The sequence below is a fragment of the Flavobacterium chryseum genome, from assembly GCF_004362015.1.
In the GTDB taxonomy this organism is placed as follows: Bacteria; Bacteroidota; Bacteroidia; order Flavobacteriales; family Flavobacteriaceae; genus Flavobacterium.
Map to the genome: position 1 here is coordinate 241353 of NZ_SNWW01000008.1, position 17285 is coordinate 258637.

At 32.4% G+C, this 17285-nt stretch carries 16 protein-coding genes and 1 pseudogene; 10 read left to right on the top strand and 7 right to left on the bottom strand.

What is annotated here, in order from left to right; all coding sequences use genetic code 11:
- Positions 1-4: 4 nt before the first annotated feature.
- The 3 genes from EV143_RS16400 to EV143_RS16410 all read right to left on the bottom strand — a co-directional run bounded on the left by EV143_RS16400 (position 5) and on the right by EV143_RS16410 (position 4410).
- Entirely contained in the window at positions 5-1777 is a 1773-nt protein-coding gene (locus tag EV143_RS16400; protein ID WP_133509013.1) for a cytochrome-c peroxidase, read from the bottom strand.
- 96 nt (positions 1778-1873) lie between these two features.
- A complete protein-coding gene (locus tag EV143_RS16405) occupies positions 1874-3334 on the bottom strand; it encodes a PhoX family protein (protein ID WP_133509014.1) in 1461 nt (486 codons plus the stop codon).
- A gap of 194 nt (positions 3335-3528) precedes the next feature.
- The gene (locus EV143_RS16410) at positions 3529-4410 is read right to left on the bottom strand and encodes a PPK2 family polyphosphate kinase (RefSeq protein ID WP_133509015.1); all 882 of its coding nucleotides are present in this window, start codon (positions 4408-4410) and stop codon (positions 3529-3531) included.
- Positions 4411-4635: 225 nt separating this feature from the next.
- Here EV143_RS16410 and EV143_RS16415 point away from each other — a divergent pair, with 225 nt between their 5' ends.
- From EV143_RS16415 to EV143_RS16455, 9 genes and pseudogenes are all read left to right on the top strand, one after another.
- The gene (locus EV143_RS16415; RefSeq protein ID WP_133509016.1) at positions 4636-5298 is read left to right on the top strand and encodes a hypothetical protein; all 663 of its coding nucleotides are present in this window, start codon (positions 4636-4638) and stop codon (positions 5296-5298) included.
- Between the two features lie 24 nt (positions 5299-5322).
- On the top strand, positions 5323-6159 hold the full coding sequence (locus tag EV143_RS16420) for a DUF6929 family protein (protein ID WP_133509017.1): 837 nt from the start codon (positions 5323-5325) through the stop codon (positions 6157-6159).
- Positions 6160-6194: 35 nt separating this feature from the next.
- On the top strand, positions 6195-6818 hold the full coding sequence (locus EV143_RS16425) for a hypothetical protein (RefSeq protein ID WP_133509018.1): 624 nt from the start codon (positions 6195-6197) through the stop codon (positions 6816-6818).
- Positions 6819-7168: 350 nt separating this feature from the next.
- A complete protein-coding gene (locus tag EV143_RS16430) occupies positions 7169-7669 on the top strand; it encodes an RNA polymerase sigma factor (protein ID WP_133509019.1) in 501 nt (166 codons plus the stop codon).
- Between the two features lie 2 nt (positions 7670-7671).
- On the top strand, positions 7672-8640 hold the full coding sequence (locus EV143_RS16435; RefSeq protein WP_133509020.1) for a hypothetical protein: 969 nt from the start codon (positions 7672-7674) through the stop codon (positions 8638-8640).
- A gap of 79 nt (positions 8641-8719) precedes the next feature.
- Positions 8720-10891: pseudogene (locus tag EV143_RS16440) on the top strand (vWA domain-containing protein).
- Between the two features lie 52 nt (positions 10892-10943).
- The gene (locus EV143_RS16445) at positions 10944-11531 is read left to right on the top strand and encodes a phospholipid scramblase-related protein (RefSeq protein WP_133509021.1); all 588 of its coding nucleotides are present in this window, start codon (positions 10944-10946) and stop codon (positions 11529-11531) included.
- 113 nt (positions 11532-11644) lie between these two features.
- Positions 11645-12361, top strand: coding sequence for a 3-ketoacyl-ACP reductase (locus EV143_RS16450; RefSeq protein ID WP_133509022.1), 717 nt, complete (start codon positions 11645-11647; stop codon positions 12359-12361).
- A 90-nt stretch (positions 12362-12451) separates the two neighbouring features.
- Positions 12452-12961, top strand: a complete 510-nt coding sequence (locus tag EV143_RS16455; RefSeq protein ID WP_133509074.1) for a hypothetical protein — start codon at positions 12452-12454, stop codon at positions 12959-12961.
- Between the two features lie 147 nt (positions 12962-13108).
- Here EV143_RS16455 and mtaB read toward each other — a convergent pair whose 3' ends face one another.
- A complete protein-coding gene (mtaB, locus tag EV143_RS16460) occupies positions 13109-14443 on the bottom strand; it encodes a tRNA (N(6)-L-threonylcarbamoyladenosine(37)-C(2))-methylthiotransferase MtaB (RefSeq protein WP_133509023.1) in 1335 nt (444 codons plus the stop codon).
- A gap of 508 nt (positions 14444-14951) precedes the next feature.
- Between mtaB and EV143_RS16465 the strand changes: the two genes are divergently transcribed.
- Complete coding sequence (locus tag EV143_RS16465; RefSeq protein ID WP_133509024.1) at positions 14952-15467, top strand: hypothetical protein; 516 nt, start codon at positions 14952-14954, stop codon at positions 15465-15467.
- A 106-nt stretch (positions 15468-15573) separates the two neighbouring features.
- Here EV143_RS16465 and EV143_RS16470 read toward each other — a convergent pair whose 3' ends face one another.
- Genes EV143_RS16470 through EV143_RS16480 form a run of 3 tightly spaced genes read right to left on the bottom strand, consistent with a single transcriptional unit; the run spans position 15574 to position 17156 of the window.
- Positions 15574-16101, bottom strand: a complete 528-nt coding sequence (locus EV143_RS16470; protein ID WP_133509025.1) for a GNAT family N-acetyltransferase — start codon at positions 16099-16101, stop codon at positions 15574-15576.
- Positions 16102-16104: 3 nt separating this feature from the next.
- Complete coding sequence (locus tag EV143_RS16475; RefSeq protein ID WP_243739894.1) at positions 16105-16899, bottom strand: Cof-type HAD-IIB family hydrolase; 795 nt, start codon at positions 16897-16899, stop codon at positions 16105-16107.
- Positions 16900-16937: 38 nt separating this feature from the next.
- Positions 16938-17156, bottom strand: a complete 219-nt coding sequence (locus EV143_RS16480; protein ID WP_059116437.1) for a putative signal transducing protein — start codon at positions 17154-17156, stop codon at positions 16938-16940.
- Between the last annotated feature and the right edge of the window lie 129 nt (positions 17157-17285).

Genomic DNA, 17285 nt, shown 5'->3' on the forward strand with positions numbered 1-17285 from the left:
CTTTTTAATTTGAATATCTTTTATCTGTTAAAGTTCTCATGAAAGCAATGAGTTGTTGTTTTTCTTTATCTGATAAGTTTAATTTGTCTTCAGGCAATGTTTGATTCGCAACTTCAAATCCCAATCCAATTCCTCCGCCATCATTATAAAAATCAATAACTTCTTCCAGCGTTTTATAAACACCATTGTGCATATACGGAGCTGTAAGTGCTATGTTTCTTATGGTTGGTGTTTTAAACGAATTTTTATGAATCGCAGCTTGTGTTATTACAAACTTGCCTAAATCTCCGTCGAGCTTTTTATTTTTATTGGGAACTCCTAAAATTTCACTTTCAGATCGGTCAAAGTTTGGAGGAACTGTTCCGTTTGTTAGCGGAATAAAATGACAAGTTGCACATTTTGCTTTGCCGGCAAATAAATTAAATCCTGCTTTTTCATCTGCTGTAAATGCTGTTTTATTTTGCATATAGCCATCAAATTTAGAATCGTAATGGCTTAAAGAGCGAATATAAGATGCTAAAGCATTTTTGATGGTAAACTCGTTTATTTCTCCTTTCGGAAAAGCTTTTTTAAAATCGTTTATGTAATTTTCATTCTTTTGAATTTCCAAAGCCGATTTATCTAAAGAGCCGTGCATTTCGTTTTCGTTTTTTATCACTGCGATTGCCTGATCTTCGAGATAACTTACTCTTGAATCTGCAAAAAATGCACGCTGAAAAGCAATATGAGTTAATGTTGGTGTATTGCGCTGAATCATTGATTTTCCGTCTAGTGACACTGCTTTTTCCAATCCATCTGTAAATGCCTTTTCTGCATGATGGCACGATGCGCAGGAACGCGTATTGTTTCCTGACAAAATAGGATCGTTGAATAACTTTTTGCCTAAAGTAATTTTTTCAGGTGTTGTTTTATAATCTGGAAAACCCGAAAATGCTTCTGCATCAAAAGCGTCTTTGTCAAATAATGTTTGCGCTGTAACTTTTAAGCCTCTTTGCTCTTTCATGAACGGAAATCCTAATTCAGATTGTGTTTGATAAAGCCCTTTGCTTAACGGATTTGCAATTTCTTTTATAAAATATGCGCGATCAAAAGCATTAAAATTGTTATTTTTTTTTAAATATTTTTTGCCTTTTTCAAGAATCTGAAGCACTTGTTTGGCATTTGAAACAGATTGATTATCAACATAAATGTAGTAATATTTTTCAATCGTTTCTAAAGAAACGGTAGCTTCGGGAAGTGAATTGAGTACAACAGGCGAATCAAATCCGGTAATTCCTAAAGTAATAATTCGGTAAACTTCTAAACGCATCGCATCAAAAACGTGTGCATCTGTCAATTCATTCGAATTAGAAACTTTGTCTAAGCGAATTAAATTTGATGATAAAACGCCCAATTCCTGAAGTAATTCCTTTTTGGTCTCTTTATTATATTTCGGAAAAACCAATTCTTCAATAACCTGAAATCCTTCGGGCGGAACGGTTACTTTATCATTTTCTTCAAATTCAGGTATCGCTGGTCCGTTGATCGATTTCGAAACTGCGGGAGCATAATATTCACTTAGCATTTCGACTTTTTTATAAGCTTGATGCGCTTCAAGAAATTGTCGTTGAATTTGGGCTTCTGTAGAATCAGATTGTACGGAATATTTTAGTTTGGCTACTTTTTCGACTAATAAAGTAATATCAGACTGAAACAATTCATTTATTTCCTGATGTTTGTTTTTTTTCTGACAAGCAGTTAAACTTACTAAGAACAACAAACAATATATTTTTTTCATGTTGTAATAACGATTAAAAGAGGAATATTCAGAAAAACAGAAACCACTACCTCAAAATTGAAATAGTGGATGACTGTTTTATAATGACTTAAAAATTTATCTCGCTAAACCTTTGATAACTACAATTTGACTTGCTTGTTGTTCGTTAGGACGATTTGTACCTCCATCAACACCTTTGTATTTATCACCAGTCCAAGTATGTGGCTGTACGCTCAACATAAAGGTATCATCGATACCAACTTGCTCTGATACATCGATTAAAGCACCGTATTCCCAGCTACCGAATTTAGAAGTTCCTCCAACATTGTATTTTGCAGCATCTGTTGCAGTACGGTGGTGATCTAATTCTACCACAACTTTTAAATCTTTTGTAGCAATATTATATTGATAAATGTAAGCATCATGTGTTTCATCTCCGTATCCGTTTGAATCTTCCTGAACGTAAACGTAGTTTTTAGTTACACAGATATTATCCGGATTTTGAAATTTTGCAGCAATTCCAGTACGGTTATCTCCGTCAAGAATAACTTCTAAAGTTCCTTTTAACGGATCAGCAGCATCAAGATTTAATCTGTAAACTCTACCGTATTTAGTTCTTGAAGCATCAGCGTTAGTTCCTGTTACATCTTGTCCAGTTACGTTAAAATACAATTCGCGATCTGCAGTAGCACCACCTTTACGGTAATCCAAATCTTCAACACGACCAAATTTAATTGCTTTCAAAGTATTAACCGAAGCATTGATTTGAGCTCCTGTTAAAGTAGTATGATTGTCAATTTTTACAAAAGAAACAGGATATGATGTACCAACGGCCATATCTTTCTCTCTTTGATTATCATCGTTTCTTTTTAACATGTATAAAGAACCTCCGGTTAAATCACCAACAGTATTTGATACATACATAAATACCTGACCTCCGTAAGTTCCAGAATCGTCATCTCCAATTACAACAACCGTTTTACCTTTGTAAGCAGAAGTACGTAATGGCAAAGCATTTTCGGCACTTAAGCGACCAAAACCTGCCAACTCTTTAGATACAGATGCTGTACCTGCGCTTCCGTAAGGGTCTAATGCATGTGTGCGAGACTCTTCTCCAGATTCTCCACAAGTTAAATAAACCGGTCCAAAACCATGTTCTGCAACGGTAGCCATTGTAGCACCGCACAATCTCCATGTTCCTCCGCTAGAGTTCAATAAATATTCTCCTTTAGTAGGCTTAAATGTTTTATCTAATGTAATTCTTGAAACAGCAAAGTTGTCTTCGTTGTTTACTAAAAAAGTAAAAGTTCCGTCAGTGTTTTTTAATAAACCTGAACCGTCAGCAGAACCTCCAAAAACATACGAAGGACTATCTGCAAAAACGTCGTCTGAACTAAAAAGAGAATAGATTTTTAAACTTTCAAAACCTGCCTGCGCTTTTATTAAACTTGGCGTTACAGATTGATCCTTCAATACTACACTTGTTGTTGGTGGTGTAGTTTCGTCCTGATCTTTAGAGTCGTTGTTACACGAGATCAGTGAGCCTAAAATAATTAGGGGTAAAATAATTCGTTTCATTTAGCTAGTGGTTTGATTATATTTTATTACAAAGTAAATCCTTACTCTTTAACTAAAAATGACTTAGACATTATGAAAAAAACAAGACTTTAAGCAAAACTCAATAAACCTTATACAGAAAATTAACATTAAATTAGTACTACAAATTACTCATAAACTTATAGTAACATTAAAACAAAAAAAAGAGCCTAATTTTAAGACTCTTTTTTTAATTGTTTTTTATAATCCTCAAAATTGGCTTTTATTTTATCATCCAATTCAGGTTCTTGTATATCGGTATGTTTTTGCATTTCTTCCCAAATAATCTTGGCAACGATATAACGGGCCATTTCTTTATCATCTGCAGGAACAATATACCAGGGCGCATGTTCCGTCGAAGTTTTGTTTATGGCTTCTTCATAATATTCCTGATATTCATCCCAATGTTCACGTTCTGCTAAATCTCCGGGAGAAAATTTCCAATTGTGTTTTCCTTCTTCAAGTCTGCGTAATAAACGCTGGCGCTGTTCTTCCTTACTTAAGTGCAGATAAAATTTCATCACAATCGTGCCGTTTTCAGCGATATGACTTTCAAAATTATTGATTTGTTCAATTCTTTTTTTCCAGAATTTAGATGTAATATCATCTACAGAATTTATTCCCGGTAAATTTTCGCCCAAAATATATTCCGGATGTACGCGCGTAACTAGCACATTTTCATAATGTGTACGGTTAAAAATTGCAAATTTTCCTTTTTCCGGTAATGCAATATAATGTCTCCATAAATAATCATGCTCTAATTCAGTTGAATTTGGCGTTTTAAAACTATGCACCACCACTCCGCGCGGGTTAAATTCTTTAAAAACTTCTCTAATCAAACTGTCTTTTCCGGAAGTGTCCATTCCTTGTAAGCAAATTAAAACCGAATATTTATTGTGTGCATACATTACATCCTGCAAATCGCTCAGTTTGCCTTTCACCTTTTCCAATTTTTGTTCTTTTTCTTCATCATCTGCATCCACATCTAACAAAGTTGGAATCTTTGATAATTTTATTTTATCTGTAACTTTAAAATCATTTGGATCTATCGATTTCATACACCTTAATTTTTTTATAATAGTAAATATAGTATTTTTACCAAGCATATTCCTGCTATTTATTGTAATACTTTTTCAATAAAATGTTTTTTCCCAAACCATAACAAGTGCTTCCTCCGGTCGCTTTGTTCTGTCAGGAAAAAATACAATTTCTTATCAAAGTATTTCCATTGCTATCAGGACTAGGCAATCATTTTTAAAAACAACATTCATTTTTTAATTTTAATGAAAATAATATTTTTTCTATTTATCTCGTTTATGACCTTTTTTGGAAATGCTCAAACAAATCAAAAAATTAGTATTGATGAATTAGTCTCAAATTTCATTAAAGAACTTCAAACCCAAAAAATAGATACTATTTGTGTTTATAAAGATTATTGCGTTGGATGCAGGCAAACAACATCTGACAGCACTTTATGTTATAGCAAAGAATTTGGTTTAAATGATATTCTAAGTTATCCTGTTTACATATTTTGGAAGAAAAAAGGAGAGACATATTTAAATAAAATTAGTACCTGTTTTGAATTTTCGAAAATGAGTATTTCAAAAAATACTTTTTGGGATATCTATTTTTCAAATGAAAAAAAAATTAAAAGTGAAGTAATTAAAGATTACCAATATGAAACTATCGAAAATTCAAAAAAAACAAAATATACTACATCTGTCGATCATGGGGGTTCTCAGAATTTTAAATTCATGATAAATGGAATAATAATTGAAAAAGAAATTATCAGTTTTAATTTTATAAAGAAAGATGATTATTTCCCATCAAATATGAACTATGATCACAATATCAAATTAAAGAGTAAATTACTAATTGATATTTTTGAAAATATTACTTCAGAAGCAGAAAAAAACAACACATTTAAAAAGATCAAATCAAGATAATTTAAGACTTTTAAACAAACATTAATGGAAAAATTCACTTTAGAAATATTATTTCAAATTATCGGAATCGGTTCTGCATCAGGATTATTCTACAATAATGATTCACTGTATATTATTGGCGATAACAGCGGTTATTTATACGAATATAATATGCAAAATCAGCAATTAAGCCATCATCCTTTAATTGATAATCCGTCGCAAAATATTCCAAAAAACATAAAACCCGATTTTGAATCGATCACGCATCATAATGATACTTTATATGTTTTTGGTTCCGGTTCAACAGAAAACCGAAATAAAATGATTGCCTTTGATCTTAAAACCAAAACCATCTTACAAAAAAATAATCTGGCAGATATTTACGCTTTGATGCAAAGTTTTGGAGAGATAAAACCGGAAGATTTCAATCTGGAAGGCGCGATTTTCGATGGAGAAAACTGGTATTTATTCAATCGTGGAAACGGAATTTCAAATAAAAACACCATTTTTACGATTCATGCTAAAAGCTTGGGAGAAGAATTTGCTCTAGTCGCAACCAATTATAAACTTCCAAAAATAAAAGGCGTTCGCTCAAGTTTTACCGATGCTATTTTAGTAGAAGACAAAATTTATTTCCTTTCAACGGCGGAGGATACCAAATCAACTTACGATGATGGCGATATTCTTGGAAGTTTCATCGGCCGAATTGATCTTAAAACTATGAAAATCGATTTTACACAAAAAATAACTTCAACCAATAAATTTGAAGGTTTAACTTTCTATAAAAAATCAAATGATAAAATTGAGTTCTTGCTTTGTGAAGATAATGATACGGAACTTTTAGAGACTAAAATTTTTAACTTGAGTTTGCCTCTTAAATAAAATTAAATATCCGTCAAAGACATATTTATCTATCAATGAAACAACTCTATAAAACCATAATTATTTTATTACTTATAAGTCTTAAAAGCTACTCTCAAGCAGAAGAAGCTATAATTTATTTTAAAGACGGAGATTCGATTAAAGGTTTTGCTGCTTTAAAATTCAATAAAATAAAATTTAAAGTTTCACAGGATGACAAACCCGATACATGGGATGAAGAATACGTTAAAAAAATTATGCTCTTTGATTCTGGCACAACAAGAACTTTTGAATATGTAAAATTAAATTCTTTAGACAAACCAAAATTGGTAGAGATAATTACAAAAGGAGAAGCAACTTTATATAAAAAATTTGGATCAGATTTTAGTCTTACCGATCAGGTTTATAATCCATATGATGCACCGCCAACTGTCTATAATCCTCAAACTAAATCATATTCTCAACCAAGTGAAGCATCTCAATTTTATTATATCAAAAAACAAAAAGACAAATATCCAACTTGTTTAAATTGTGGAATTCTAAATGCCCGGAGAAAAAACACTTCCAAATTTTTCGCTGACTGTGATTTTATTGTCAAAAAATTAAAAGGCTACAAATGGGTTTTTGAAGATATAAAAGAAATTGTAGAATTTTATAATGATATTTGTTTAGGAGAATAGATTTTTTCCTTAGAATAAGATTTTTGGGTTTTCAATACATACCTTTTAAAACAAATTATAATACAACAAGACACAAAGCATTTCGATTCCATAGTAACGTAGAGGCGCACAGCAGTGCGTCTACACAAAGAATGTTACATGCCGGATGACAAAGATTGTGGATTTACAAAACGTTAGACGCACTGCTGTGCGTCTCTACAAAACCTTTGTAACTTTGAAACTATGATCCTTTGAACCTATAAAAAAATTTTTTTTTTCATATCCATCCCAACCTTTTTATCTTTTCTTCTCTCTTTAGTATAAAGACAACAATTGTGATAAACGAAACGCTAATTTCTAACTGCAAAAAAATGAACCGCGATGCTCAGCGTCAGGTTTATGAGCATATGGCTCCAAAATTGTATCGCGTTTGCAAACGATACCTCAAAAAGGAAGAAGAAATTGAAGAAGCTATGGCTGACGCTTTCTATACCATATTTACAAAACTGGATCAACTTAAGGAAGATAAAGCTTTTGAAGCCTGGGCAAGAAAAATAGCCGTTAACCATTGTTTGGCAACAATCAAGAAGCATACTAATTTCAATATGTATCTTGATGATGTCAAATTGCTATCACAACCTTTTACGGATGAAATTAACGCTCTTGAAGAAGAGGATTTACTCAATTTATTAAACCATATTCCAGACGGCTGTAAAACTGTTTTTAACCTTTTTGTTATTGAAGGTTACGGACACAAGGAAATAGCCAGCATGCTCAACATTTCTGAAGGCACATCAAAATCACAATTGAATGCTTCGAAAACCAAGTTGAAGGAATTAGTAAATAAATTGTATTATCAAAAAGCAAAATAGTCATGGACAATCAAGATAAAATATTCGATAAATTTAAAGAGGCGGCTCACAACTCAGAGCTGAAAGATTTTTCAGGGATGGAAAAAGTCTGGTCTCGCGTTGAAGACAAACTCGACAAAAAAGAAGACAAAAAAGCGATTTCATTATGGAAAAAAATTGCAATCGCAGCTTCTCTCCTATTAATCATTTCTTTGGGTGCTCAGTTTTTAAAATCAGAAAAGACAACTACAATTCCAAACTCAAAAGTGGTTGTTAATAAAGATGAAACAATTCAAAATTCTGTTGTAGAAAAAAATAAAGATGCTGTTGCAGAAGATTCTAACATTGTACCAAAAGAAAAAGCAATTGAGATTTTAAATAATCAAGTTAAAAATCAACAAAAAGTTGCTGTAAACGAAATACAGCTTGCTATTTCTGAGGCTGTCGGAACGGGATCATCAACTGCGCAAGAGGCTACTGCAGATTTCATGGTTGCTCCAGTACAAGCCGAAGCCGAATATTCAAAAGAAGAGAATTCAGACATAAAAAGAAAAATAGATTCAGAAGCTTATTCTGATGCAAAAGAAAGAGAATCTGCTAAAGTTTCGTTTGCCGCCAAAAGATCAGCATCTGCTGCAATGGCTAAGAAAAACGCCCCTCTAATTATCCTTAACGGAACTGCAATGGCGCACAGCGATGAAGCAAAAAAAGACAAAATGATGTCTGCTGAACTTTCAAATTTAGAACCTTCAAATGTAGACTCATTGGTAATTCTGGACGAACCTTTATATATTATTGACGGAATTTATTATTCTGAAAATGATTTATATGGTCCAAATCCAACAAGTCCGTACGCACCTTTAGACAAACAGGAAATTAAAACCATAACCATTCTTCAGGATCTGGAAGCCACAGCAAAATATGGCGAAAAAGGAAAAAAAGGAGTTGTTATCATTACTACCAAAACAGGAAAACCGGTCAACAAAAAATAATCTTACTTCAAAAAATCTTTGTAAAAGTTTGAAGCTTTGACAAAGATAAAATCCGAATATTAATTTAAAACTTACTATCATGAAAAGTCTAAAACTTATTTCATTAGCCATTACTATGCTTATATGTTTCGTAACTGCGGCACAGGAAAAAACAATTACAGGAATTATTTCTGATGAAACTACACTCCCAATTCCTGGTGTAACCATTACTAATCAGAATTCAAAAGCAACAGCAATAACGAATTTTTCAGGAGAATACAGTATTCAGGCTGTAAAAGGAGATCTTTTAATCTACAGTTTTATTGGATACAAAACACAAAGACAGAAAGTAGAAAATTCGAATATAATCAATATAAAACTGTATCCGGAAAACCAAACTTTAAATGAAGTTGTAGTTGTTGGTTATGGCACCAGTAATTCAGAATATGAAGATCGAAGTTATGCACGTGTTGAAAAAAGAAAAGAAAAAAAAGATATTTCGCAAGCACTTAAAGGCAAAGTTTCGGGAGTTCAAGTTCAAAATAATATTGGATATATGTCGAATCCAAGTCCAATTGTTACGATACGCGGAGTCAATTCTGTTTCTCAAAAAAACGAACCAATGTATATCGTTGACGGAGTTGATGCTAAAGCCAATCAAATGGCAAAAATTAATCCGAGTGACATTCAGGATTTAAAAGTTTTAAAAGATGATGCAGCAACTTCAATTTATGGAAGTAAAGCTTCAAATGGTGTTGTAATTATTTCAACAAAAAATGAACTTTATAAAAATCTCACAGAAAAAGAATTAGATAAAAAACTAAATATTATTACGCCAATTCCTGCTGAACCAACTCAGGAAGATTACGATACTTTTGTAGAAAATGCCTTTGAAAGCCCAAAAACGGCACCGCTTTCTACTTTTTCTATTGATGTTGATAATGCATCATACACAAATATCAGACGTTTTATTAATAACGGACAAGAAGTTCCAAAAGACGCTGTTCGTGTTGAAGAAATGGTAAACTTTTTTAAATACAATTATCCACAGCCAAAAGACGAACATCCGTTTTCTATTAATACAGAAGTGAGTTATTCGCCTTGGAATTCTAAAAACCAAATTTTAAGAATTGGTATTCAGGGAAAAAACATTCCAACTGATGATTTACCGGCTTCAAATCTTGTTTTTCTCATCGATGTTTCGGGTTCAATGGGTGAAGTAAATAAATTACCGTTATTGCAGCAATCCATGAAAATATTGGTGAACGAGTTAAGAGCTAAAGATAAAGTTGCCATCGTGGTTTATGCTGGAGCTGCAGGATTGGTTTTACCACCAACATCGGGAGGTGAGAAAAAAACAATAATTGCTGCATTAGACAATTTACAAGCCGGAGGAAGTACAGCCTGAGGCGCAGGAATTGAATTGGCGTATAAAATTGCTAGTGAAAATTTTATTAAAAGTGGAAACAACAGAGTAATTCTGGCAACTGACGGTGATTTTAATGTTGGAAGTTCATCTAACTCAGACATGGAAAAACTGATTGAACAAAAAAGAAAAACAGGTGTTTTCTTAACTTGCCTTGGTTACGGAATGGGCAATTATAAAGACAGCAAAATGGAAACTTTAGCCGATAAAGGAAACGGAAATTATGCTTATATCGACAATATTCAGGAAGCGAATCGTTTTTTAGGAAAAGAATTTAAAGGTTCGATGTTCGCTATTGCTAAAGATGTAAAAATTCAGATCGAATTCAATCCGAAACAAGTTCAGGCATATCGATTGATTGGCTATGAAAACAGAAAATTACGCCCGGAAGATTTTAAAAATGATGCGATTGATGCCGGCGAATTAGGAAACAATCATACCGTTACAGCTTTGTATGAAGTTATTCCTGCGGGAGTTAGCAGCGATTATTTAAAAGAACAGCCTGATGCTTTAAAGTATACTAAAACAGAAACAAATTCGAATAATTATTCTAATGAACTGGCTACGATAAAATTTCGTTATAAAAAACCGGATGGTGATAAAAGTATTGAAATGGTGAATGTGATTGAAAACAAATCGGTTTCTTTAGAAAAAGCGAGTGATGATTTTAAATTCAGCAGTGCGGTTGCCTGGTTTGGATTAAAATTGAGAGATTCAAAATTAATCACAAATAAATCATCTGAAGATATTGTGAAATTAGCGAAACAAGGCGTAACAAATGATGCCGAAGGTTATAAAGCAGAATTTATTCGTTTAGCAGAGTCTGCAAAGCAATATAATCAATAGATATTTCTTTACATTTGGACTTTATTCAAATCACTAAATATTTTACACACGTATGAATCCAATTTTAAGCCAAAATCTATTTTTAGTAAAAGAACATGTCGGAATGTTTAAAGCCGCAAACAATTATGATATTTATGATCTTGAAAGCAATCAGATCATTATGAATTGCAGAGAAAATAATCTCGGTTTTTTCACGAAAGTGTTTCGTTTCACAGATTATAAAAGAATGACGCCTTTTGATATTGAAATTACAACAGCTTCAGGCGAAAAATTAATTTCGGTAAAACGTGGTATTGCATGGTTTCGATCAACGGTTCAGGTTTTTGATGAAAAAGAGCGTTTATTGGGAACCTTCAAACAAAAGTTTTTTTCTATTGGAGGAAAATTCGAAATTCTGGATAAAAACGAAAAGCCGGTCGCAACATTACAAGGAAAATGGACGGGTTGGGATTTTAATTTTTCTCACGAAAATAAACAATTGGCTCAGGTAAATAAAAAATGGGCCGGTATTGGAAAAGAGTTTTTTACCAGTGCTGATAATTATGTACTTCAAATAGAAGAAACCGTAGCACAAGATAGTCCGCTAAGACAATTAATCCTGGCTGCCGTAATGTGCATCGACATGGTTTTGAAAGAATAATAAGTTTGTTAAACTTAGTTTAAGAAACACCTAAAAGCATCATTTTAGTTCGCAAATGCAATATTTTTGTAGTAACTTTAAATGATGCTTTTTGCATTTCTAAAAAATAAACGATGACAGACTTAAAAAATAAAAATGCCCTAATTACCGGAGCCGGAAAAGGAATTGGAAAAGCAATTGCAATTGCTTTAGCCAAAGAAGGCGTAAACGTAATTTTAGTTTCAAGAACACAAGCTGATGTAGATCAGTTGGCAGTTGAGACTTCAAATTTAGGCGTAAAATCATTAGCCTTATCTGCTGATGTTTCAGACATAAATTCTATAAATAATGCCGTTGAAAAAGCTTTGGCTGAATTTACAAATATTGATATTTTAATTAACAGCGCCGGAATTGCTTCTTTTGGAAAATTCCTTGAATTAGAACCAACGGCATGGGAGAGAATCATTCAGGTAAATTTAATGGGAACGTACTACGCAACCCGCGCCGTTATTCCGAATATGATCGAAAGGCAAACAGGTGACATCATCAACATTTCGTCTACGGCAGGATTAAATGGAAATGCCTTAACAAGTGCTTACAGTGCCTCTAAATTTGCGGTTTTAGGATTAACTGATTCTTTAATGCAGGAAATGAGAAAACACAATATTCGTGTTACGGCTTTAACGCCAAGTACTGTTGCAACTGATATGGCAAAAGACTTAAACCTGACAGACGGAAACCCTGAAAAGGTAATGCAATCTGAAGATATTGCAGAATTATTGATTGCACAACTTAAATTAAGTCGTCGCGTTTTTATAAAAAACAGCAGTATTTGGTCTACAAATCCTTAAACTTAAATTCCAATGTTTAAATTCCAAATTCCAACAACTTTTGAATTGGAATTTGCGTTTTTAAAATTGGAGTTTTTAAAAAAAAATATGATGGAACAATATTTAAGGCAATTAATTGCAATAGAATTTAGCGATAAGAAAGAAATTTTTACCGGATTTTTAATTGACTATTCTGATGATTGGATTTTGTTACGAAACAATCCGGTTGATTATATTTTGGATGGTTTTGTAATTTTGAAAAATAAAAATGTCGAAAACGTTCACAGAGATCAGGATCTTGCTTTTACTGAAAAAGTGATTCGTTTAAAAGGTTTAAAAACCAACGCCGAAGATATTATCCCAATTCGGGATTTAGATTCGATTGTAAATTTCATAACTAATAAATACGGCATTTTTCAAATTTCAAAAAAATCAGCCAAATCAGCGTATTTAGGAAAATTGATTTCTTTGAATGAAGAAGAACTTCTGATTGACTTTTTAGATACAAAAGGTCAGTTTGGTGGTGAGTTAAGTTTTAATCCTGAAAAAATCAGAGTAATTGAATTTGATACGGATTATATTAATTCGTTGAAATTGGTAATTGAGAAAGAAATAAAATAGTATTTTATAAAAACAAGAAAAGCCCTTTTTGATAAAGGGCTTTTCTTATTTTGTTGTCATTTTGAGGAACGAGAAATCACATAACGGAATTCCGGTTCGTTGTTCTCTGGATGTGATTTCTCCTTCGTCGAAATGACACAATAATTTCTATACTTCCGCTAATTTGTTTAAAAACTCTAAACGTACGCTTCCGTCTTCATCAATTTTTGTTAGATTAATATCTTGTAAAGTATTTACCAATTCGGGATTCCACGGAGTTTTTACTTTTACGTAGTTTTCAGTAAAACCGTGAATGTAACCTTCTTTATTTTCACTTTCGAATAAAACAGTTCTGTTAGTCCCTAATTGACCTTCGTAAAAAGCACGGCGTTTTTTTACCGATAATCCGCGTAGCATTTTGCTGCGTTTTGCTCTTACGTTTGCCGGAACAATTCCTGGCATATTTGCAGCTTCGGTATTATCTCTTTCAGAATAGGTAAACACGTGTAAATAGGAAATATCCATTTCATTTAAAAAATGGTATGTTTCTAAAAAGTGTTCGTCAGTTTCACCCGGGAAACCAACAATAACATCAACACCAATACAAGCGTGCGGCATTACTTCGCGAATTTTATTTACACGTTCTGTGTAAACTTCACGTAAATAACGGCGTTTCATTAATTTTAAAATATCATTGCTTCCGGATTGTAACGGAATATGAAAATGCGGTACAAAAGTGCGGCTTTTAGAAACGAATTCTATCGTTTCATTTTTCAATAAGTTAGGTTCGATCGATGAAATTCTCAAACGTTCAATTCCATCCACCTCATCTAAAGCCTGAACCAATTCAAGAAAAGTATGTTCGTGTTTTTTATTTCCAAATTCTCCCTTTCCGTAGTCGCCAATATTAACTCCGGTTAAAACAATTTCTTTGATGTTTTGAGCAGAGATTTCTTTAGCATTTTGCAAAACATTCTCTAAAGCATCACTTCTTGAAATTCCTCTTGCTAACGGAATCGTACAATAAGTACATTTATAATCGCAACCGTCCTGAACTTTCAGGAAAGCACGCGTACGATCGCCAATTGAATAACTTCCTACATAAAAATCAGCTTCAGCAATTTCGCAGGAGTGAACTTCACCCATGTCATTTTTGCTTAAGTCATTTATATAATCTGTAATTTTAAATTTTTCTGTAGCACCCAAAACCAAATCAACACCATCTACAGCTGCCAATTCTTCCGGTTTCAATTGCGCATAACAACCTACGGCAGCAACAAAAGCCTTATCGTTAAGTTTCATTGCTTTTTTTACAACCTGCTTAAATTGCTTGTCAGCATTTTCTGTTACAGAGCATGTATTGATTACATATATGTCTGCTACTTCTTCAAAATCTACTCGATCAAAACCCTCTTCATTAAAGTTTCGGGCAATTGTAGACGTTTCTGAAAAATTCAATTTGCATCCAAGCGTATAAAAAGCAACTTTTTTTCTATTTTCCATGGGAATACACTACGTTTTAAGTAGTAAGATATTATATTTACATCTCAGTTTAGAGAGTTTGCAAATTTACATACAATATTCTTTAAAATAAAATCAATAATAGACTATATATCAATATTTTGCAGTAATTATATATTTTAATCAGGCTTAAAAACATTACACGTTAATGTCAAATCTGAAAATAAAACTTGTGCGTGAAAAAAATAAATTATTTTTGAATAAGAATAAAATGACAAATTTATCGATTAAAAGCAAAATTCATCGATTAAATACGTTTTTTTAATGTTAAGTTTAAAATTTTCTTACATTAACTTGATGTAATTCATCTTTTAAAATGTAATTTTACAGTCCGAAAAAAAAAATTAAAAAAATTCAATAAGAAACCGTAGATTTAGCCATAACAAATCTAAATTTTTAGCGTTAAAAGTTGTTGTTTTGTTATAAATAAAAATGGGTAAGCCGAAAACCATAAAGAGTAGGCAAAAAATTAAAATAATCCAAACTTATTATGAAAGCATTTTTACCCACGATCTGCTTGATGTTCTTAACCTTTTTCAATTCGCAAGCGCAAACTGCTCCGGCTACGAACCCATTCCCTTCCATAAGCACTCTGACAACTTGGGCTAGTTTAAACTCTCAGTCACAATTTGACATTGCGATTCGTGCAGTTGGTTTTAAGTTTGAAGTAAAAGAGCCAGGTGCAGAATCGACTGCCTATACTTATATTCGTAAAGTAACTGTAAATGAAGTAAATTATACTGACAGAATAGTTTACAGAATTACAAATACTAATTCTGCAAGTATTATTTCGTTAGTTACTGCTTCTACAGATTTAGTAAGTTTGTATACTCCACAATTGGCAAGTTTTAAAAACAACAATTGTAAAACAGAAATGTCTAAAGACAAAAACACAACTTGCAGCTGTTACGAAAGCGTAAACTTCGCTATTGATCTTTGCGACGAACGTGTAAAATTAACTATGGGTGATGGAAATAAATATTTTGTTTCTGTAGCTAAAAAATAATATACAACTATTTTCAGAGAATAAAAACCAAGAGCTGTTTTCCAAATCTTTTCAAACTTGTTAGGAAAGTTGATAAAGATTTGGGACACATTTCTCTGATTATTTTTTACAAGTTCGGATTTTTAAGTTCGTACCAAACTTCTAATTCATTTTCGTATTCAAATGAATTTACATAATGAAAACCCAGTTTTTCAAGAACTTTTCTTGAGTTTTCGTTTCCTTCATCTGCGTAAGCGTATAGTTTATCGACTTTCATTTCAGTAAATGCATAATCAACAAAATCTATTGCTGCTTCGCTTGCATATCCTTTTCCCCAATGTTTTTCAATAAAACGATATCCAATTTCATAAAAATCTTTATGCTTATTGATTTCATTTGTAATGAATTTAATTCCGGACCAGCCTAAAAACTCATTCGTTTCTTTTAAGATAACTGCCCAGCGTCCGATTCCAAAATCTTCATATTGTTGTTGAATATTTTTAATCTGCTCAACGCTTTCTTCAATAGTACGTACCGGTTTCTTTCCAAGAAAAATATGCACGTTAGGGTTAGAATCCAATTCAAACATTCCGTCAGCATCTGAAAGAAGTAATTCTCTCAAAATTAATCGTTCTGTTTCAATTGACTTTTTCATTAGCTAATTATTTAGAATATAACGTTGGACAACCTCTGCAACGCCATTATCATTATTTGATGCCACAATTACATCTGCTCTGTCACGCAGTTCAGGCGTTACGTTATCAACCCAAACTCCAAGTCCGGCGTATTCGATCATTGTTAAATCATTTCCTGCATTTCCAACAGCAATAATTTCACTTTGATGAATGTTTAATTTTGCAGCCAAAAGTTTCAAACTAGCCGCTTTATCGATTCCGTTTTGAGCAGCTTCCAGGAAAAAAGGTTTAGACATCGCAACACTCAAATGAGGCATTGCCAATTTTAAATCTTTTTCTACTTCTTTTAAATAAGAAGGTTCTGCCAATAAAATACATTTTACTGCAGGTTTGGTAACTGCCGCTTTAAAATCAGGCACTTTATTGTGTGGCAATCCGGTAATATCTTTTTCGATTTCGATATATTCAGAATCGGTTTCGCTCACAATTTCTCCGTCAAGATACGTGATGATATGCGTTTTCATTTTTATGCTATAATCATATAAATCATGAATTTGCTCCGGAGTTAAACATTGTTCAAACAAAATAAGATCGTCTTTTACAGTACTAATTACAGCACCATTAAAAGAAATAATATAAGAGTCATTAAAGTCTAACTCTAATTCTTTAGCAAAAGCAGTCATTGCCGATGTTGGTCTGCCGGAAGCCAAAACTACATACACCCCTTTTGCCTGCGCTTCGAGAAGTACTTTTTTATTTAAATCTGATATTTTATGATCGTCTGTCAACAAGGTATCATCCATGTCGAGCACTAGCATTTTATATTGCATTATGTTTCTTCTAATTAAAATGAAGTTTAAATACTCATTCTGAAATCTTCAATAACCGGATTTGCTTTTGCAAAATCAGTTTCCTGAATAAATACTTCAACTGCCAAATCTGTTTGTCCAAAACCGCCCAAACGAGCCGATTGAATATTATCTTTTTTTGTAGTCTCAACTCCTGCTTCTTCTAATCTTTGTTGCAAAGCAATAGCCAGAACTTCACTTCCTGAAAACACCTTCATTAATCCCATAACATTATAATTTATTATTAATATGATTCTTTATTCTTTATTCTTTATTCTTTATTCTTTATTCTTTATTCTTTATTCTTTATTCTTTATTCTTTATTCTTTATTCTTTATTCTTTATTCTTTATTCTA